Origin of the sequence: Solwaraspora sp. WMMA2065 (assembly GCF_030345075.1) — a bacterium.
Classification (GTDB): domain Bacteria; phylum Actinomycetota; class Actinomycetes; order Mycobacteriales; family Micromonosporaceae; genus Micromonospora_E.
In genome coordinates, this window is sequence record NZ_CP128361.1 from 2,574,652 (window position 1) to 2,591,738 (window position 17,087).

The following is a 17,087-nucleotide window of genomic DNA, read 5'->3' on the forward strand; positions in this document are numbered from 1 at the left end:
GCTACCTCTAGCCTGAACCATATGATCACCCGCCGATCCCCCGCACGCGCCCTGTTGTACGGCGTGTTCTACCGGTTACCGCACCCGGTCCGTCGGCGGTTGGTCCGGCTCGCCGTGCAGAAGTACATCGTCGGCGCCGTGACGCTGGTGACCGACTCCGAAGTCGGCCCGTCGACACCCGCCCGGCTACTGCTGCTGCGCCAGCCGCCCGGCCGGGGCTGGACACTGCCCGCCGGTCTGCTGCGACACCGCGAGGCGCCGGTGGTCGGCGCGGCCCGGGAGCTCGCCGAGGAGACCGGCATCCGGCTCGCCCCGGACCAGCTACGCCCGGCGGTGCCGAATGCCGTGGTGCACGCCAAGGGTTGGGTGGACGTGGTCTTCGAAGCCTCCGTGGCAGCGTCGCGAACCCAACTGGTGGTCGACGGGGCCGAGGTGTACGAAGCCGCCTGGCACCGGCTCGACGACCTGCCCCGGCTGACCCCGGCGACCGCCCGGCTACTCGCGCGCTACGGCATCGGTCCACTCGTCAGCCCGCCAGCGGCCCAGGAGCCGGGGTGAGCGCACCGGCGGCCGGACCGGACCGGATCTGCGCGGTGATCCTCGCCGCCGGTGAAGGCCGCCGGCTGCGGCCGTTGACCGGTCTCGTCCCGAAGGCGCTCTGCCCGGTCGGGAACGTACCGCTGCTGGACCGGGCGCTCGCCCGGGTCGGTGCCCTCGGTTTCACCGGGCCGGCGGCGGTCGCGGTCAACGCCTGCTACCTCGGCCGGCAGGTGGTGACCCAGGTCGGCGACCGGGCACAGCTGTCCGTGGAGCCAGGAGACCCGTTGGGCACCTCCGGCGGCGTCGGCCGGCTACGGGACTGGATCAGCGGTCGCGGCGTGCTGGTCGGCAACGTCGACGGCTATCTCGCCCATCCAGAGCTCGACCCTGGGCCGGACATCGCGGCGCTGCTCGACGGCTGGGACGGCGAGACCGTCCGGCTGCTCGGCCAGCGGTTCACCCACCCGGCCGCCCGGGGCGGCTTCGACGGGCACCGGTTCGCCGGCTTCTCGCTGCTGCCGTGGCGCTACGTCAGCGGTTTAGCGGCCACTCCCGGCGAACTGGTCCGTACCGTCTGGCGGCCGGCGGAGGCCGCCGGCGCGCTGCAGGTGATCAACTACTCGGGGACCTACCTGGACACCGGGACACCACCGGACTACCTCGCGGCCAATCTGCACGCGGCAGGTGGCCGGAGCCTCGTCGACCCGTCGGCCACGGTGACGGGCCCGGTCGACCGCTCCGTCGTCGGCGCCGACGCGGTGGTACGGGGGACGCTGGTCCGCTCGGTGGTGTGGCCCGGCGCACAGGTGCATACGGGGGAACGGCTGACTGACGCGATCCGGGTGGACAGCGATCTGACGGTGTCCGCCGGCTGAGCACCCGGCTTGAGTAACATCGGCGGCGGACGCCGGTGAGAGACGGAGGACCTGCGTGATCACTGCCATCGTGTTGATCGACTGCGCCACGGACTCGATCCCGGAGGTGGCCGAGGCGCTCGCCGGTCTCGACGGGGTGAGCGAGGTCTACTCGGTGGCCGGGCACGTGGACCTGATCGCGATCGTCCGGGTGCGGGAGTTCGACCAGATCGCCGACGTGATCGCCGGACGGATCTCGAAGGTTCCGGGGGTGCTCAACACCGAGTCGCACATCGCCTTCCGCGCCTACTCACAGCACGATCTGGAGGCGGCCTTCGCCATCGGGCTGGCCGACGCGGACTGACCGACGACAGCGCTGAGCCAACAGCGGGAACTGGCAGCTGCCGCAGGCAGAGCCGCCCAGGAGACATAACGACGCGGCTGGTCGTCGGGGGCCACAGACCCACTGGCGACCAGCCGCGTTACCGTTCGGTGTCTGACGTCGACTGCCCGTCAGCAGACGGGCGGTGAGGTCGACGGTGCCCAGCGGAACGAGGTGATCTGATCGTTCGCGAGCGGATCAACGTTGCCACCGCCGCTGTACGGCGGGACGAAGATGTACCAGTTGCCATCGTAGTTGAGGTCAGGATACAGGCAGACGCCCCGGGCGGAAGTGTTCCGGACCGAACTGATCTTGTCGTCGAAGCTCCATGCCCGTAGATCCGGCTGATTGCCGGTGTTGACCGATACCCAGACCATCAGGCCGTTACCTCCGCTGTGCTCCCACATGCACATGGCGTTGGTCGGACAGTCCCAGTACGCGGCTTGCGCAGGCGACGGCGTCACGACTACCAGGGCCATGCTGGCGCCCATGGCCCACGTCAGCAACTTCCTTGCCAGCTTCACGTAGCTCCTCCTCCGAGCGACTACCTTGCGGTTGATCGATCACTGTCGACCATGACGCTACGTCGAGAGGAAACCGTCACCAATGGATCACCGCAGTCTCTTAGGGATACCGCTACTACCGTGGCGACAGGGCTTGTGGGGGCGGCCGGTGCAGGTGTGAGATCACAGAGGCGCCCGCCGATCTGCTCGGCGGACGCCTCTGTCAACTCCGGGTGCGCGGTGGTCAGCGGCTGCCGCTGCTGATCTCCTCGCGGTCGGCCGGCTGCTTCTCCTTGCCAGCCGACCGCAGTTCGGCCGGCTGTTCCTCGGCCGGGTCGATCGCCACATGCGCCGGCGGCGAAACCTGTGCCGGCTTCTCAATCGGGAAGAAGAAGCCCTTGACGGCCGGGCCGAGTGCGCCGAGCCGGTTCATCTTCTTGGGTACCACCCAGCCGACGTACTCCAGCTTGCCGTGGCCGTGCTCATCGGTCGGCCCGAGCGGCTGGTGCACCTCGACGAAGCGGCCGTCGGGCAGCCGGCGGATGATTCCGGTCTCGACGCCGTGCGCCAGCACCTCGCGGTCGTGCTGCTGCAGACCGAGGCAGATCCGGTAGGTCACGTAGTAGGCCAGCGGTGGCAGCAGGATCAATCCGATCCGACCGGCCCAGGTCATCGCGTTCAGGCTGATGAAGAACTTGTCGGCGAACACGTCGTTGCCGCCGGAGATGGTCAGCACGATGAAGAAGGTGACGGCCATGGCGCCGACGGCGGTACGGGCCGGCACGTCCCGGGGCCGCTGCAGCAGGTTGTGGCTGGCCTTGTCCTTCGTGTACCGCGCTTCGAGGAACGGGTACGCCAGGGAGAGCATGACCAGGATGCCGGGCAGCACCACGGTCGGCCAGAACAGCGGCGGGATCACGTACCCGTCGCCGATCGGGATGGTCAGCTCCCAGGCTGGCATCAACCGGGTGGAGCCGTCCAGGAACATGACGTACCAGTCGGGCTGGCTCGCCGCCGAGACGACGGCGGCCTCGTACGGGCCGAACAGCCACACCGGGTTGATCTGGAAGACCCCCGCCATCAGGGCGACCACCCCGAAGACGATCATGAAGAAGCCGCCCTGTTTGATCGCGTAGCGGGGGAACATCCGCTCACCGACCACGTTGTCGTTGGTCCGTCCCGGGCCGGCCCACTGGGTGTGCTTCTGCTTGAAGACCAGGCCGAGGTGTGCGCTGATCAGCGCCACCAGCAGACCGGGGATCAGCAGCACGTGGGCGATGTAGAACCGGCTGATGATGATCGTGCCCGGGAACTCACCGCCGAAGATCGACGAGGTGACCCAGGACCCGATCACCGGGATGGACAGCATGATCGCCGAGGCGATCCGCAGCCCGGTGCCGGACAGGCCGTCGTCGGGCAGCGAGTAGCCGGTGAAGCCGGCGAGGAAGCCGACCCAGAACAGCAGCGAGCCGATGATCCAGTTCGCCTCACGCGGCTTGCGGAACGCGCCGGTGAAGAACACCCGCAGCATGTGCACCACGATCGAGGCCATGAACAGCAGCGCCCCCCAGTGGTGCATCTGCCGCATGATCAGGCCGCCCCGGACGTCGAACGAGATGTCCAGCGTCGACGCGTACGCCGCCGACATGGGGATCCCGCGCAGCGGAGCGTAGCTGCCGTCGTAGACGACCTCCTCCATCGACGGGTCGAAGAAGAAGGTCAGGTAGACACCGGTGAGCAGTACGACGACGAACGAGAAGAGCGCGATCTCGCCGAGCAGGAACGACCAGTGGTCCGGGAAGACCTTGTTCAACAGCTTGCGTAGCGGGGTGGCTGCCTGGAACCGGTCGTCGAGCTGCCCGGCGGCCTGGCCGGGCAGCGCCCGGGCGTCGAACTTACGGCGTTTCATGGCCGCTCCCAGAAGTCGGGTCCGACGATCTCGGTGTAGTCGGAGGTGGCGACGAAGAAGCCCTCGTCGTCGACGGAGATGGGCAGCTGCGGCAGCCGACGGCTGGCCGGGCCGAAGACCGGCTTGGCGTTGTCGGTGATCAGGAACTGCGACTGGTGGCAGGGGCAGAGCAGCCGGTTGGACTGCTGCTCGTACAGGCTCGCCGGGCAGCCCGCGTGGGTGCAGATCTTCGAGTACGCGATGTAGTTGCCCCACATGTAGTCGGGCTTGCCCGCCGCCTCGTTGTTCTCCCGGGCGGTCCGGGCGTCGTCCAGCCGCAGATGGATCAGCAGGGTCGGCGAGTCGGCGTACCGGTTGGTGTGCCCGCCGGGAACTCCGGGGAAGACCGTCATCTGACCACCGACGCTGACGTCAGCGGGCCGGATCGGTGAGCCGTCCTCCCTGGTCAGCCGGACCAGCTCGGTGCCGCCACCGACCGTCTCGACCGGCTCCCAGCCGGTGGTGGCCATCTGGTTGTCGGTGTGCGGATCCCGGATCAGACCGCCGACCAGCGGAGCGGCCGCGACTGCGGCGACCGGAGCCAACCCGGCCAGCAGCGACACCCCGAGCAGCGGCCGGCGCTTCACCCCGAGCTCGTCCACCATGTAGGTGAGCGTGCCGCCGGTGATCTTGCGGTCTTCCGGGCTGGACGGACCATCGTGCCGGTCCTGGATCGCCACCTCGTGGGGCAGCAGCTTCTTGCCCCAGGTGAGGATGCCGACACCGATGGCCAGCAGGGTCAGCCCGAGGCTGACGCCGAGCAGCGGGGTGTAGAACTTGCTGATCCCGGTGCCGAGTTCGTACTCCCAGGGCCACCAGATGTAGACCACCAGGAACGCGGTCGCGGTGAGCCCGGCGAGCAGGAACAGACCGGCGACGAACCGGCTGATCCGTCGCTCCGCCCTGGTGCCGGGCACCGGAAATGGCGGCTCGTAGTGGACGATCTCGATGTCGTCGCGCCGGGCGCCCTCGCGCAGCACGTCGAACGGCGTCAGCCGTGGGTCGTCCAGGCTCACCGGCGCCGGCTGGCGGTGCTGGTGGGTGGTGTCGATGTCGGTGCTCATGACTTCCCCGCAATCCACAGGCTGGCGAAGACCAGCGCGGTGATGCCGACCAGGAAGATGGCGATGCCCTCGGTCACCGGACCGTACCGGCCGAGGTTGGCCAGCCCGCCGGGGTCACCGTCGGTCTTCAGCCCTTCCTGCACGAAGGCGATGATGTCGCGCTTCTGCTCGGGGGTGAGCTGGTTGTCCCCGAAGACCGGCATGTTCTGCGGACCGGTCAGCATGGCGGCGTACAGCTGCCGGTCGGTGGCCGGCTCCAGGCTCGGTGCGTACTTGCCGGAGGACAGCGCGCCGCCGCCGCCGCTGAAGGCGTGGCAGGACGAACAGTTGATCCGGTAGAGGTGACCGCCGACGGCGATGTCACCGCCGGTACGCAGCATCTCGCCGTCCGGCAGCTGCGGGCCACCACCCAGCTCCTGGATGTACTGGCCGAGCTGGCGGATCTCCTCCTCGGTGAAGACCACCGGCTTGCGCTCGGCCTGGGCCTCCTGCCGGGCCATCGGCATCCGGCCCGTGCCGACCTGGAACTCCACCGACGCCGATCCGACACCGATCAGGCTGGGGCCGCGTCCCTCGACGCCCTGGGCGTTGCGCCCGTGGCAGGAGATGCAGCTCTGGTCGAACAGCGCCTTGCCGTCCTCGGCCGCCTGGGACAGCTGCGGGGTGTCCTGCGCCTGCAGGCCCGGAGCGAAGACGGTGTACGCACCGCCGGCCAGGAACAGCGCGGCGAGCAACCGGACCGCGGTGCCCAGCCGACGGCGGCCCCGGCCTCGCGGCGTGGCCCGCCCGCTGCGCAGCCGGGCGAGGAGACCGCGTCCACGGTCGGCTCGCCGGTCGGCGGGGGTGTCAGATGTCATTGACCTGAATCCTTGTCGGTTTTGCGACCTGCCTGGTCGGCACGACGCCGCACCATCACGGTGAGTGACCGCTTGATGATCATTGCAGCCAGTAGATCATGAAGTAGAGGCCGATCCAGACCACGTCGACGAAGTGCCAGTAGTACGACACGACGATGGCCGAGGTGGCCTGCGCCGGGGTGAACCGCCCCATCGTGGTACGGACCATGTAGATCAGAAAGGCGACCAGGCCGCCCGCCACGTGCAGGCCGTGGAAGCCGGTGGTGAGGTAGAACACCGAGCCGTACCCGTCGCCGTTGATCTTGATGCCGTGGTGGACCAGCTCCCGGTACTCGTTGATCTGGCCGAGCAGGAAGATCAGGCCCATCACGAAGGTGATCGTGAACCACCGCCGCAGCGCGTGCACGTCTCCCCGCTCCGCGGCGAACACCCCGATCTGACAGGTGACCGAGGAGGCCACCAGGATCGCGGTGAAGACCGTCGCGTACGGGATGTTCAGCTGTGGGGTGTGCTCCTCCCACATGCTGTAGTCCGCCGCACGGATGGAGAAGTACATCGCGAACAGCGCCGCGAAGAACATCAGTTCGCTGGAGAGCCACACGATCGTCCCGACGCTGACCATGTTCGGTCGGGTCAGCGAGTGGATCCGGCTCTTGTCAATCGCTGGGGCCGCAGTCACGCGGTCATTATTGCTGCCGGTCAGTGCCCACGGACGGCGGGGTGGCAAACCCGACCCGCCGGTGGGCCGGATAACGTCGACCGGGGCCGCTGGCCTAGCCTCGTCATGTGGCAGATGTCGCTGCGATCGCCGTCCCGCCGTTCACGGTCTCGGCCCTGTTCACCGAGATCCAGCTGACCAGTTGGCTGGCGCTGACACTCGTCGTGGCCGCCGGCCTCTACCTGTACGGGGTGCACCGGCTACGACTGCGCGGCGACCGCTGGCCTGTGTCACGCACCGTACTGTTCCTCGGCCCCGGACTGGGTGGCATCGCCGCCGTCACGGTGAGCGGACTCGGCGCCTACGACACCACGCTGCTGTCGGTGCACATGGTCCAGCACATGGTGCTGTCGATGATCGCGCCGATCTTCCTCGCGCTGGGTGCACCGGTCACCCTGGCGCTGCGCACCCTGCCTGGCGACCCGCGGCGCCGCCTGCTCGCCGTCCTGCACAGCAGGTACGCCCGGGTGGTCACCTTTCCGCTGGTCGCCTTCGGCGTGTTCGTGATCAACCCATTTGTGCTGTATTTCACTGATCTGTACCGGTTGACCCTGGAGAGCAGCCTCGCCCACGAGTTCGTCCACGCCCACTTCATCATGACCGGCTGCCTGTTCTTCTGGCCGCTGGTCGGGCTCGACCCGCTGCCCGGCCGCTGGCCGTACCCGGCCCGGGCGCTGCTGATGGTGCTCTCCGTGCCGTTCCACACCGTGCTCGGGCTCACCGTCATGCAGAGCAGCACCCTGTTCGGTGGCGACTGGTACCCGTCGCTCGGGCTGACCTGGGCCGACCCGTGGGCCGACCAGGAGGTGGCCGGCGGCATCCTGTGGGCCGGCGGGGAGTTCGTCAGCGTCACCATGCTCGCCGTGCTGGTGGTGCAGTGGATGCGCCAGTCCGAGCGGGAGGCCCGGCGCATCGACCGGGAACTGGACCGTCAGGAGGCGCGACAGGCCCGCGCGGTGGCCGCCGCCGACTGACCCGCTCGCCGGACGCGACGCGGTCGGACGGTACGATCAGCGCGCAGCTACGAGGTGGGAGTCGAGCGAGAAAATGACCGAGCGCGTGCACACCGTCCTGCTCTACAGCGACGACCCGCAGGTACGGGACCGGATGCGGCTGGCCGTCGGCACCCGCCCCGCCACCGACCTGACCGTCGAGTTCGTCGAGGCGTCCGACTACGCCGGCTGCGTCCGGCTGGTTGACGAGTACGAGATCGACCTGATGCTGCTCGACGGTGAGGCCACCCCCGGCGGAGGGCTCGGCATCGCCCGACAGATCAAGGACGACCGCGCCGACGCGCCGCCGACCTGCGTGGTGATCGCCCGCGCCGCCGACCGCTGGCTGGCCTCGTTCGCCGAGGTCGACGCCACCCTGATGCACCCGCTCGACCCGGTGACCACCGGCCAGACCGTCGCCGGCATGCTGCGCGGCCGGTCCGGCAAGCTGCCCGCCGCCTGACCCACCCCTGCACCGGGCCGCACCGTCCACGTTCCGCCGCCCCGCCCCGCACCGCATCACGCACGCCCCATCGCACCTGGGAGAGACCCCATGGGTGAACGGTCCTGGCCGAATCTGCTCAGTGCGCTGCTCGCTGGCGAGCAGCTCTCCACCGCCGACACCACCTGGGCGATGGGCGAGATCATGACGGGCTCCGCCACGCCCGCGCAGATCGCCGGCTTCGCCGTCGCGCTGCGGGCCAAGGGCGAGACGTCGGCCGAACTGGTCGGGCTGGTGGAGGCGATGATCGCCAACGCGGTGCCGGTCGGTCTGCCGGACGGGCTACGCGCGGAGACGGTGGACGTCGTCGGCACCGGCGGCGATCGGGCCCACACGGTGAACATCTCCACCATGGCGGCGATCGTGGTGGCCGCGGCCGGTGCCCGGGTGGTCAAGCACGGCAACCGGGCGGCCTCGTCGTCGTGCGGCGCCGCCGACCTGCTGGAGCACTTCGGCATCCCGCTCGACCTGGGGCCCGATGGTGTGGCCCGGTGCGTGGCCGAGGTCGGCATCGGTTTCTGCTTTGCCGCCCGGTACCACCCGGGAATGCGGCACACCGGGACGACCCGGCGGGAGATCGGCGTACCGACCGTGTTCAATTTCCTCGGCCCGCTGACCAACCCGGCCCGGCCCCGGGCCGGGGCGATCGGCTGTTTCGACACCCGGATGGCGCCGGTGATGGCGCAGGTGTTCGCCAGCCGGGGCGACACCGCACTGGTGATGCGGGGTGAGGACGGGCTGGACGAGCTCAGCACCGCCGCCCCGACCAGGGTCTGGTTCGCCGCCGACGGCGTGGTGCGCGCGATGGTCGTGGACGCCGCCGAGGACCTGGGGGTTGCCCGCAGCGCCCCCGGCGATCTCCGGGGCGGGGACGCCGGCTTCAACGCCGATGTCACCCGCCGGCTGCTCGCCGGACGGACCGGTCCGGTCCGGGACGCGGTGCTGGCCAACGCCGCAGCGGCGCTGACCGCTCAGGCGGTACAGACCGGCGCCGCGCCGGCTGACGAGTTGCTGGAGACGATGCGGGCGCAGCTGGGCCGGGCCGCCGAGGCGGTGGACAGCGGCGCGGCCGCCACACTGCTGGACCGGTGGGTGCAGGTGGCCCAGTCGGCTGCGGGTACCACCGCCGGCTGACCGCCCGCTGCGACTCCTGTCGTCCACGCGCCCCGGGCCACCGCGCTGTTGCAGGACCCGACCTCGCTGCGGGACTGGTACAAGCAGAATCTGCGCTGGCTCTGGGGCACCTTCCGGGGCATCCTCGGTCACCGGGTGGGGCGGCAGGTCAGCACCTTCGACTACGCGTACCTGCTGCTGATCCTGCGCTGGGTGCTGTCCGCCTGGCGGCTACACCACCGGCAGCTGCTGCTCCTGCTCCCGCTGATCATGGTCGCCGACGTGACCTACCGGGTGATCTTCGTCCACGCGGCGGTCAAGGCCGTCCGCCAACCCACCGTCGACCGCTGTGTCTGGTCCTCGCCGGAGCGGATCGGCACCCCGGTAGCTGTCGGCGGCGCCCCGACAGCCGTCGCCGGCTGGGGCGCCAAGCTGCGCCGCCGCAACAGCCGGTGACGGTCGGCCGGCTCAGCCGACGCCGGCGACGAACCGGCTCAGTGCTCGGCCCGGCTCAGTGCTCGGCGGTACGCCGGGTGCCGGTGTAGTACTCGAACAGCAGACCGGCTGCGGTGGCGATCACCGAGAGCAGCCCGAAGATGAGCAGCCACCACTGCCAGAAGACCAGGCCGAGACCGGCGACGGTCGCGGCCAGCGCCACCCCGAACGGCCAGTAGCTGCCCGGGCTGAAGAAGCCGACCTCGCCCGCTCCGTCGGAGATCTCAGCGTCCGGCCGGTCCTCGGGGCGCAGATCGATCCGGCGCGACACGAACCAGAAGAAGCCACCACACATCGTGCAGAGCAGGAAGGACAGGATCAGCGCCGTGGTGCCGATCCACTCGACGTGCCCGAGCTGCCCGTAGGTCCACGCCGGGTAGACACCGGACACGACGAGCAGGAACGCCGCGACGATGCCGAACAGTCGCCACTCGGTCTTCATGACCGGCCCTCAGCTTCCCGCGCCCTGGGCGCTCGCGTTCCCGAAGTTCTGCGCGTCACGCTTGGTGTCGAACGGGAAGGTCGTCACCGCGTACGGCTCCTCCCCGATCGCGGCCAGCGCGTCCGGCGTCGAGCTACCGGCCTGCTTCGCCGCGATGAACTGGTCGTACTGCTCCGGGTCGACCACCCGCATCTCGAAGTTCATCATCGAGTGGTACGTGCCACACAGCTCGGCGCACCGGCCGACGTAGGCACCGTTCTGTTCGATGGTCACCTCGAACTGGTTACGGATGCTGCCCGGGAAGACGTCCCGCTTGAACAGCAGCTCCGGCACCCAGAACGAGTGGATCACGTCGGTGCTGGTCTCCTCGAACCGGATGGTCCGCTCCGACGGGACCACCAGCACCGGGATGATGTCGGAGGAACCGACCGTCGACGCCACCGTGTTGGCGTCCTCACCGACCCCGTCGCGGTAGTCGAACTGCCAGTTCCACTTGAACGCGACGACCTCGACGGTGACGTCCGGGTCCTCGCTGAGCCGGTCGACATCGGTCTGCACGACGGCCGTGTAGTAGAACAGCACCGAGACGACCAGGATCGGCGCGATGGTGTAGAGGAACTCCATCGGCATGTTGAACCGGGTCTGCACCGGCAACTGGTCGCCGCGCTTGCGGTACCGGATGATGCACCAGAAGATCAGACCCCAGACGAAGACGCCGACCGCGAGCGCCGCGATCACCGAGGCGATCCACAGGTCGTACATCCGGTGGGCCTGCGGTGTGATGCCCTGCGGCCAGCCGAAGCCGCCGAACGCCTCCCCGACGTCGCAGCCAGTGAGCAGGGTGAGCAGTGCCGCGCCGCCGAGACCGAGCCCAGCGGCCCGGAACCGGAGCTGTCGCCGACCGGGCGCGCGCCGTGCGTGCGTCGGCTGCCGGCCGACGGCCGACGGCTGCCCTGCTGAATCGCTTGCGACCACCTGGTCCTGCCTCCCTCGCGGTGCCACCGATGCCACCTGTGGCAACCGGATTGACCTGGCCACGCGTGACGACATCGGCGATCAAAGGCGTCACCGACGGTCGCAGATTACTCGACCCGACGGGTCACCATCGGCGTGGGGTCTGGTTTGTCACCCGCCACGACCACCGGCGGGCCAGCCCACGGCCGGTACCGTCGACGGCTGTGGACTATCTCGACGCCGCGACCGCCGCACCGCTGCACCCGGTCGCCCGGGAGGCACTGTCGGCGGCGTTGACCGACGGCTGGGCCGACCCGGCCAAGCTGTACACCCGGGCCCGCCGGGCCGGTCAGCTCCTCGACGCGGCCCGCGAGGTCACCGCCGACGTGCTGCGGGTCCGCACCGACGAGATCTCCTTCACACCCAGCGGTACGGTCGCTGCACACGCCGCCGTCCTCGGCGGTCTCGCCGGGCGGCGTCGGGTCGGGCGCACCCTGGTGCACTCGGCGATCGAGCATTCGGCGGTGCTGCACGCCGGGCAGCGGCACACCGCCGACGGCGGCGAGGCGGTGCCGGTGCCGGTGGACCGGCTCGGCCGGCTCGATATGGCCGCCTGGTCGGGGGCGGTGGCCCGGCCGGGTGTGGCGTTCGCCGCACTGATCAGCGCCAGCCACGAGGTGGGTACGGTCCAACCGGTCGCCGAGGCGGCCCGGGCCTGCGCCGCGCACGAGGTGCCGCTGTACGTCGACGCCGCCCAGTCGGTGGGTCGGATGCCGGTGCCGGACGGCTGGTCGGTGCTGACGGCCAGCGCTCACAAGTGGGGCGGGCTGCCGGGCGTCGGGGTGCTGGTGGTCCGCAAGGGCACCCGGTGGGAGTCGCCCTACCCGGCCGACGAGCGGGAATTCGGCCGTACGCCCGGAGCGGTGAACCTGCCGGCGGTGGTCGCGTCGGCGGCGGCGCTGCGCACGGCGGCCGCCGAGGCGCACGCGCAGGCCGCCCGGTTGTCGGCACTGGTGGACCGGATCCGCGCGACGGTGGCCGCGACGGTGCCCGACGTGGAGGTGGTCGGCGACCCGACCGACCGGCTGCCGCACCTGGTCACCTTCTCCTGCCTGTACGTCGACGGTGAGGCGCTGCTGCACGCGCTGGACCGGCGCGGCTTCGCCGTCTCCTCCGGCTCGTCGTGTACGTCGTCCACGCTGCGCCCGTCACACGTGCTGGAGGCGATGGGGGTGCTGTCACACGGCAACGTCCGGGTGTCGCTGCACCGGGACACCACCGACGCGGAGGTCGACCGGTTCCTGGCCGAGCTGCCGCAGGTGGTGGCCGACCTGCGGGCCGAGGCCGGGGTGGTCGGCCTGTGACCGACGACGACACGGCACCGCAGCGCTCCGGCGGCGAGACGGCGCAGCCACCTGGTAGCGAGGTGGCGGAGACTCTCGACTGCCTGGGTCAGCGCTGCCCGCTGCCGGTGATCGCGCTGGCCCGGCGGCTGCCGCAGCTGCCGGTCGGGTCGGTGGTCCGGGTGCTGGCCGACGATCCGGCGGCCGCCCTGGACATCCCGGCCTGGTGCCGGATCCGGGGCCAGGAGTTCGTCGCCGCGTCGACCGTCGCCGACTCCCCCGCCTTCGACGTCCGCCGCAGCCACTGAAGCCTCCCGCCGAACTGCTAGTCGATCAGCAGCGCCACCGATGTGAGGCTGAGGTACCTAACCTGCTCGTTGATACGTAACTCAGCCTCACATCGGCGTGTCCGCGACAGCCGGTTGAGACACCTCTTCGAGATACACCTCAACCGCCCTCCGGCGGAGCGCACGTCGTGCCGTTCGGCCAGGCCTGTTGGTCCACGGCACCAGGCCCAGCAGAATGCCGGCGTGCGAGGATGGCGGGCGTGAGCGCGCAGAACGGGTGGAGCAAGCTGCTGGAGTCCAACCCTGGGCACTCGCAGTGGTACGTCGACCGGTTCCGGTCGCTGGCCCGCGACGGGGCCGACCTCGACGGTGAGGCCCGGCTGGTCGACGCGATGCTGCCCCGTACGGCACGGGTGCTGGACGCCGGCTGCGGACCCGGCCGGGTCGGCGCGGCGCTGGCCGCCGCCGGTCACGACGTCGTCGGCGTCGACCTGGACCCGGTGCTGATCGATGCCGCCCGGCAGGACCACCCCGGCCCGCGGTGGCTGGTCGGCGACCTGGCCGAGCTGGACCTGCCCGCACAGGGCATCACCGACGGCTTCGACGCGATCGTCAGCGCCGGCAACGTCATGACGTTCCTGGCGCCGGACACCCGCCAGGAGGTGCTGCGCCGGATGCGGCTGCACCTGCGCGACGGCGGCCGGATCGTGGTCGGGTTCGGCACCGACCGGGGCTACCCGGTCACCGACTTCCTGGCCGACATGCACGCCGCCGATCTGGTCGAGGATCTGCTGCTGGCGACCTGGGACCTGCGCCCGTACCGCGACGACTCCGATTTCCTGGTCGCGGTGCTGCGACCGGCCTGACCTCCGCGGTTCAGGTCAGCTGGCGACCGTCGGGCGGGTCGACCCACACCAGCTGTACGGGGTGGACCATCCCGTACAACCGCAGTGCTGCCTTGATGCCGCTGAACGGGTTGGGCAGGCCGCCGTTGGTCGGTACGACCACGGCTTCGTCGTCGAACGCCAGCCCCCAGCCGAGCACTCCACCGTCCTCGCTGTCCTCGCCGGCCTCAGTATCCGCACAGATGGCGAAGCGCGCCGGCGGCTCCCCGTGCAGGTCTTCCAGCAGCCTGCGCTGCTCGTCAACCGTCTCCGACGACCATCGTTCTTCGCTCTCGTTCACCACACGCTCCCCTCCATCGATGGCTAGACGTCTAACGTAAGCAGTTGCATCGAGATTGGCAATAGGCAATGATGACTGCATCGCTAGCGGAAGGCGGGAGTGATGAGCACACGGATGGACCCCTCGGCGCTGCGCTGGCTGATCGGTGCCGAGCTGAGTCGCTACCGGCGCGACGTGCCGATGTCGCTGAGTGAACTGTCCGCCGAGACGGGGATCGGCAAACCCAAGCTCGGGCACATGGAGACCGGCCGCTACCAGCAGTTCCCGGACGACATCGCCAAGGTGCTGCGGACCTGCGGCGCCGATCAGCCGACGATCGAACGGCTCACCTCGCTGGCCGGCCGGTCGGATGCCAAGACCTGGTGGGCTCCCTGGGCGAACGTCGTGCCCGACTGGTTCCGGACCTACGTCGGGTTGGAAGGACTGGCCGACAGCGCGTTCGTCTTCGAGTCGATGGTGCTCCCCGGCCTGCTGCAGACCGAGGAGTACGCCCAGGCGCTCACCCTCGGCACCGGGTTCGTCCGGCCCGACCACGCTGAACGGTTCGTGTCGTTCCGTCAGGCCAGAGCCCGCCGGCTCACCGACGACGAGCCACTGACGCTGCACGCGGTGATCGGCGAGGCGGCGCTGCGGTTACGGGTCAACGGCGACAACACCAGGCGCGCACAACTGCGGCACCTGGCCGACCTCGCCAGCCTGCCGCATGTCACCGTCCAGATCCTCCGGCCCGAGGACGGGCCGCATGCCGCTACGCCGCTCGGCAAGTTCGTGGTGCTGGACTTCGACCGGGTCCGGCCGATCGCCTACACCGAACTGCTCGACGGTGCCATGTACATCCAGGACCCGGACGGTGTCCGCACTTATACGATGGTGGCGGACAACCTGCGTCAGGCCGCTCTCTCGCCCGCCGATTCCCGCGCGCTGATCCGGGAGCTGGCCGACGCGGCATAGCGCTGGAGGCTGTCATGCCCACCCCCGACCTGACCACCGCCCGCTGGTTCACCAGCAGCCGCAGCGCCAACAACGGCGACTGCGTCGAGTGCGCCGTACTGCCGGACGCCGTCGCGGTCCGCGACAGCAAGGACCGCACCGGACCGACGTTGCACTTCTCCGCCGACCAATGGATCACCTTCGTCACCCAGCTGACCGCGCGTCAGGTGAGCTGAGCAGAGATCAAGATCAGGTGAGCGCTGCGGACGTCTCAACCGCGAGGTGAGGTCCATGGCGCTCACCTGATCTTGGCCATCGACGCTGTCGTGGGTGCGCAAGCCGACGCTGTTGCGGGGCGAGCGGGTGAGCGGGTAGGCGGCGTGGCCGGCGGTGCAAGCAGTTGGTCAGGCCGGCAGGTAGGGGCGGACGTCGTCGGCGGCGGCGTCGCCGTACGAGTCGGCGAGCCGCTTGAGGAAGATGTCCGGCTTGACGGCGTACTCCTGCGGCCCGGTGGTCTCCAGCACCAGCGCGGCGAGCAGGCAGCCGACCTGCGCGGCGCGATCCAGACCGAGGCCCCAGCCGAGGGCGGCGAAGAAGCCGGCGCGGAAGCCGTCACCGACACCGGTCGGGTCGTCGGCGACCACGTCGCGGGCCACCGGTACGTGGATCCGCTCGATGCCCCGGCCGGTGATCTCCACCCCGTCGGCACCGAGCGTGGTGACCCGTACCGACACCAGGTCGAGCACCTGGTCGCCGATGAGTCCGACCTTGCTCTCCAGCAGCGACCGCTCGTACTCGTTGGTCAGCAGGTACTCGGCACCGTCGATCAGCCGGCGGACGTCCTCGCCGCTCATCCGGGCCAGCTGCTGGGACGGGTCGGCGGCGAACCGGTAGCCCCGGTCGCGGCACTCGGCCGAGTGGCGCAGCATCGCCTCGGGGTCGTTGGCGCTGACCAGCACCAGTTCGAGGCCGCCCACCCGGGCGGCGACCGGTGCCAACTCGATGTTGCGGGCCTCGCTCATCGCACCGGCGTAGAACGACGCGATCTGGCACAGGTCGTCGTCGGTGGTGCAGACGAAGCGGGCCGTGTGCGCCAACTCGCTGACATGCACCGAGTCGCAGTCGACGCCGTGGCGTTCCAGCCAGGAACGGTAGTCGGCGAAGTCGGCGCCGACCGCGCCGAGCAGTACTGGACGCAGACCGAGCTGGGCCATCCCGAAGGCGATGTTCGCCGCCACCCCGCCACGGCGGACGACCAGGTCGTCGACGAGGAACGACAGGGACACCTTGTCCAGCTGGTCCGCGATGAGCTGACCCGCGAACCGGCCGGGGAAGTGCATCAGATGGTCGGTGGCGATCGAGCCGGTGACGGCGATCTTCATGTCGGCCCTCGGGTGTCGGGGTGGGAAAATCGTGCGCGGGCCAGCTTACCGGTACGGGGACCGTCAGAACCCCTACCGCTCTCGAATCGGCACGATCACCGCGCCGTCAACCCTCGCCGTCAGCCGACGTCCGAGTCGGGTCTCCCGGCCCCGGACGCGGCTGCGGACACGTACCCCCTGGCGGCTCAGTGGAAGGAGTCGCCGCAGGCGCAGGAGTTCTGCGCGTTTGGGTTGTCGATGGTGAAACCCTGAGCGTCGATCCGGTCCGCGAAGTCGATCTTCGCGCCGGTCAGGTACGGGGCGCTCATCCGGTCCACCACGACCTCGACGCCGCCGAAGTCGTCGACGATGTCCCCGTCGAGCGACCGCTCGTCGAAGAACAGCTGGTACCGCAGGCCGGAGCAGCCGCCGGGCTGGACGGCGACCCGCAGCCGCAGGTCATCGCGGCCTTCCTGGTCGAGCAGTGCCTTGACCTTCTCGGCCGCCACGTCGGTGAGGACGACGGTGGTCGAGGCGGCGGTCTCGGCCGTTTCGGACTGCGCTGATGTGCTCACGTGAAGGTCTCCCCTGCGACGGTGCGAATTCGTCCGTATCAG

Annotated in this window: 22 protein-coding genes; 12 read left to right on the top strand and 10 right to left on the bottom strand. The window is 69.9% G+C overall.

Annotated elements, in window-relative coordinates:
• Window positions 1-21: 21 nt before the first annotated feature.
• The 3 genes from O7610_RS11565 to O7610_RS11575 are packed head-to-tail and all read left to right on the top strand — an operon-like array spanning window position 22 to window position 1,758.
• Window positions 22-558 (top strand): NUDIX hydrolase, encoded by a 537-nt coding sequence (locus tag O7610_RS11565; RefSeq protein ID WP_281550743.1) that lies wholly within the window; start codon window positions 22-24, stop codon window positions 556-558.
• Window positions 555-1,415, top strand: coding sequence for a nucleotidyltransferase family protein (locus tag O7610_RS11570; protein ID WP_281550744.1), 861 nt, complete (start codon window positions 555-557; stop codon window positions 1,413-1,415). Before O7610_RS11565 ends, O7610_RS11570 begins: the two co-directional genes overlap by 4 nt.
• A gap of 55 nt (window positions 1,416-1,470) precedes the next feature.
• Window positions 1,471-1,758 carry an Lrp/AsnC family transcriptional regulator gene (locus O7610_RS11575; protein ID WP_281550745.1) on the top strand — a complete coding sequence of 96 codons (288 nt, stop codon included), beginning with the start codon at window positions 1,471-1,473 and terminating at the stop codon, window positions 1,756-1,758.
• A gap of 149 nt (window positions 1,759-1,907) precedes the next feature.
• Here the strand turns inward: O7610_RS11575 and O7610_RS11580 are convergent, their stop codons facing one another.
• From O7610_RS11580 to ctaE, 5 genes are all read right to left on the bottom strand, one after another.
• A complete protein-coding gene (locus O7610_RS11580) occupies window positions 1,908-2,300 on the bottom strand; it encodes a peptidase inhibitor family I36 protein (RefSeq protein ID WP_289213262.1) in 393 nt (130 codons plus the stop codon).
• 223 nt (window positions 2,301-2,523) lie between these two features.
• Window positions 2,524-4,188, bottom strand: a complete 1,665-nt coding sequence (qcrB, locus tag O7610_RS11585; RefSeq protein WP_289213263.1) for a cytochrome bc1 complex cytochrome b subunit — start codon at window positions 4,186-4,188, stop codon at window positions 2,524-2,526.
• Window positions 4,185-5,279 (bottom strand): cytochrome bc1 complex Rieske iron-sulfur subunit, encoded by a 1,095-nt coding sequence (gene qcrA, locus O7610_RS11590; RefSeq protein ID WP_502959106.1) that lies wholly within the window; start codon window positions 5,277-5,279, stop codon window positions 4,185-4,187. Before qcrA ends, qcrB begins: the two co-directional genes overlap by 4 nt.
• A gap of 8 nt (window positions 5,280-5,287) precedes the next feature.
• A complete protein-coding gene (gene qcrC / locus O7610_RS11595) occupies window positions 5,288-6,148 on the bottom strand; it encodes a cytochrome bc1 complex diheme cytochrome c subunit (protein WP_281550749.1) in 861 nt (286 codons plus the stop codon).
• 79 nt (window positions 6,149-6,227) lie between these two features.
• A complete protein-coding gene (ctaE, locus tag O7610_RS11600; protein ID WP_123602742.1) occupies window positions 6,228-6,827 on the bottom strand; it encodes an aa3-type cytochrome oxidase subunit III in 600 nt (199 codons plus the stop codon).
• Between the two features lie 107 nt (window positions 6,828-6,934).
• Here ctaE and O7610_RS11605 point away from each other — a divergent pair, with 107 nt between their 5' ends.
• From O7610_RS11605 to O7610_RS11620, 4 genes are all read left to right on the top strand, one after another.
• On the top strand, window positions 6,935-7,840 hold the full coding sequence (locus O7610_RS11605; RefSeq protein ID WP_289213265.1) for a cytochrome c oxidase assembly protein: 906 nt from the start codon (window positions 6,935-6,937) through the stop codon (window positions 7,838-7,840).
• Between the two features lie 73 nt (window positions 7,841-7,913).
• Window positions 7,914-8,321, top strand: coding sequence for a hypothetical protein (locus O7610_RS11610; RefSeq protein ID WP_278170359.1), 408 nt, complete (start codon window positions 7,914-7,916; stop codon window positions 8,319-8,321).
• A gap of 90 nt (window positions 8,322-8,411) precedes the next feature.
• Window positions 8,412-9,494: an anthranilate phosphoribosyltransferase gene (gene trpD / locus O7610_RS11615; protein ID WP_289213266.1), complete on the top strand. Its 1,083-nt coding sequence runs from the start codon at window positions 8,412-8,414 to the stop codon at window positions 9,492-9,494.
• A 48-nt stretch (window positions 9,495-9,542) separates the two neighbouring features.
• Window positions 9,543-9,929: a glycosyltransferase family 2 protein gene (locus O7610_RS11620; protein WP_289213267.1), complete on the top strand. Its 387-nt coding sequence runs from the start codon at window positions 9,543-9,545 to the stop codon at window positions 9,927-9,929.
• A 55-nt stretch (window positions 9,930-9,984) separates the two neighbouring features.
• Here the strand turns inward: O7610_RS11620 and O7610_RS11625 are convergent, their stop codons facing one another.
• Window positions 9,985-10,410, bottom strand: coding sequence for a cytochrome c oxidase subunit 4 (locus O7610_RS11625; protein WP_123602747.1), 426 nt, complete (start codon window positions 10,408-10,410; stop codon window positions 9,985-9,987).
• A 9-nt stretch (window positions 10,411-10,419) separates the two neighbouring features.
• The gene (ctaC, locus tag O7610_RS11630) at window positions 10,420-11,385 is read right to left on the bottom strand and encodes an aa3-type cytochrome oxidase subunit II (protein WP_502959087.1); all 966 of its coding nucleotides are present in this window, start codon (window positions 11,383-11,385) and stop codon (window positions 10,420-10,422) included.
• A gap of 203 nt (window positions 11,386-11,588) precedes the next feature.
• On the opposite strand from ctaC, the gene O7610_RS11635 reads away from it, so the two are divergent.
• From O7610_RS11635 to O7610_RS11645, 3 genes are all read left to right on the top strand, one after another.
• Window positions 11,589-12,728, top strand: a complete 1,140-nt coding sequence (locus O7610_RS11635) for a cysteine desulfurase family protein (protein WP_475049089.1) — start codon at window positions 11,589-11,591, stop codon at window positions 12,726-12,728.
• A 62-nt stretch (window positions 12,729-12,790) separates the two neighbouring features.
• Window positions 12,791-13,015: a sulfurtransferase TusA family protein gene (locus O7610_RS11640; protein ID WP_281555642.1), complete on the top strand. Its 225-nt coding sequence runs from the start codon at window positions 12,791-12,793 to the stop codon at window positions 13,013-13,015.
• A 230-nt stretch (window positions 13,016-13,245) separates the two neighbouring features.
• Window positions 13,246-13,860 (top strand): class I SAM-dependent methyltransferase, encoded by a 615-nt coding sequence (locus tag O7610_RS11645; RefSeq protein WP_502959088.1) that lies wholly within the window; start codon window positions 13,246-13,248, stop codon window positions 13,858-13,860.
• A gap of 10 nt (window positions 13,861-13,870) precedes the next feature.
• On the opposite strand, the gene O7610_RS11650 is transcribed toward O7610_RS11645, so the two are convergent.
• The gene (locus O7610_RS11650) at window positions 13,871-14,179 is read right to left on the bottom strand and encodes a hypothetical protein (protein WP_281550755.1); all 309 of its coding nucleotides are present in this window, start codon (window positions 14,177-14,179) and stop codon (window positions 13,871-13,873) included.
• A 102-nt stretch (window positions 14,180-14,281) separates the two neighbouring features.
• Between O7610_RS11650 and O7610_RS11655 the strand changes: the two genes are divergently transcribed.
• Both O7610_RS11655 and O7610_RS11660 read left to right on the top strand, forming a co-directional pair.
• Window positions 14,282-15,130 (top strand): helix-turn-helix domain-containing protein, encoded by an 849-nt coding sequence (locus O7610_RS11655; protein WP_281550756.1) that lies wholly within the window; start codon window positions 14,282-14,284, stop codon window positions 15,128-15,130.
• Window positions 15,131-15,144: 14 nt separating this feature from the next.
• Window positions 15,145-15,345 (top strand): DUF397 domain-containing protein, encoded by a 201-nt coding sequence (locus tag O7610_RS11660; protein WP_281550757.1) that lies wholly within the window; start codon window positions 15,145-15,147, stop codon window positions 15,343-15,345.
• Window positions 15,346-15,513: 168 nt separating this feature from the next.
• Here the strand turns inward: O7610_RS11660 and O7610_RS11665 are convergent, their stop codons facing one another.
• Both O7610_RS11665 and erpA read right to left on the bottom strand, forming a co-directional pair.
• On the bottom strand, window positions 15,514-16,491 hold the full coding sequence (locus O7610_RS11665) for a carbohydrate kinase family protein (RefSeq protein WP_289213269.1): 978 nt from the start codon (window positions 16,489-16,491) through the stop codon (window positions 15,514-15,516).
• Between the two features lie 185 nt (window positions 16,492-16,676).
• On the bottom strand, window positions 16,677-17,045 hold the full coding sequence (erpA, locus tag O7610_RS11670; protein WP_278170370.1) for an iron-sulfur cluster insertion protein ErpA: 369 nt from the start codon (window positions 17,043-17,045) through the stop codon (window positions 16,677-16,679).
• Window positions 17,046-17,087: the final 42 nt, after the last annotated feature.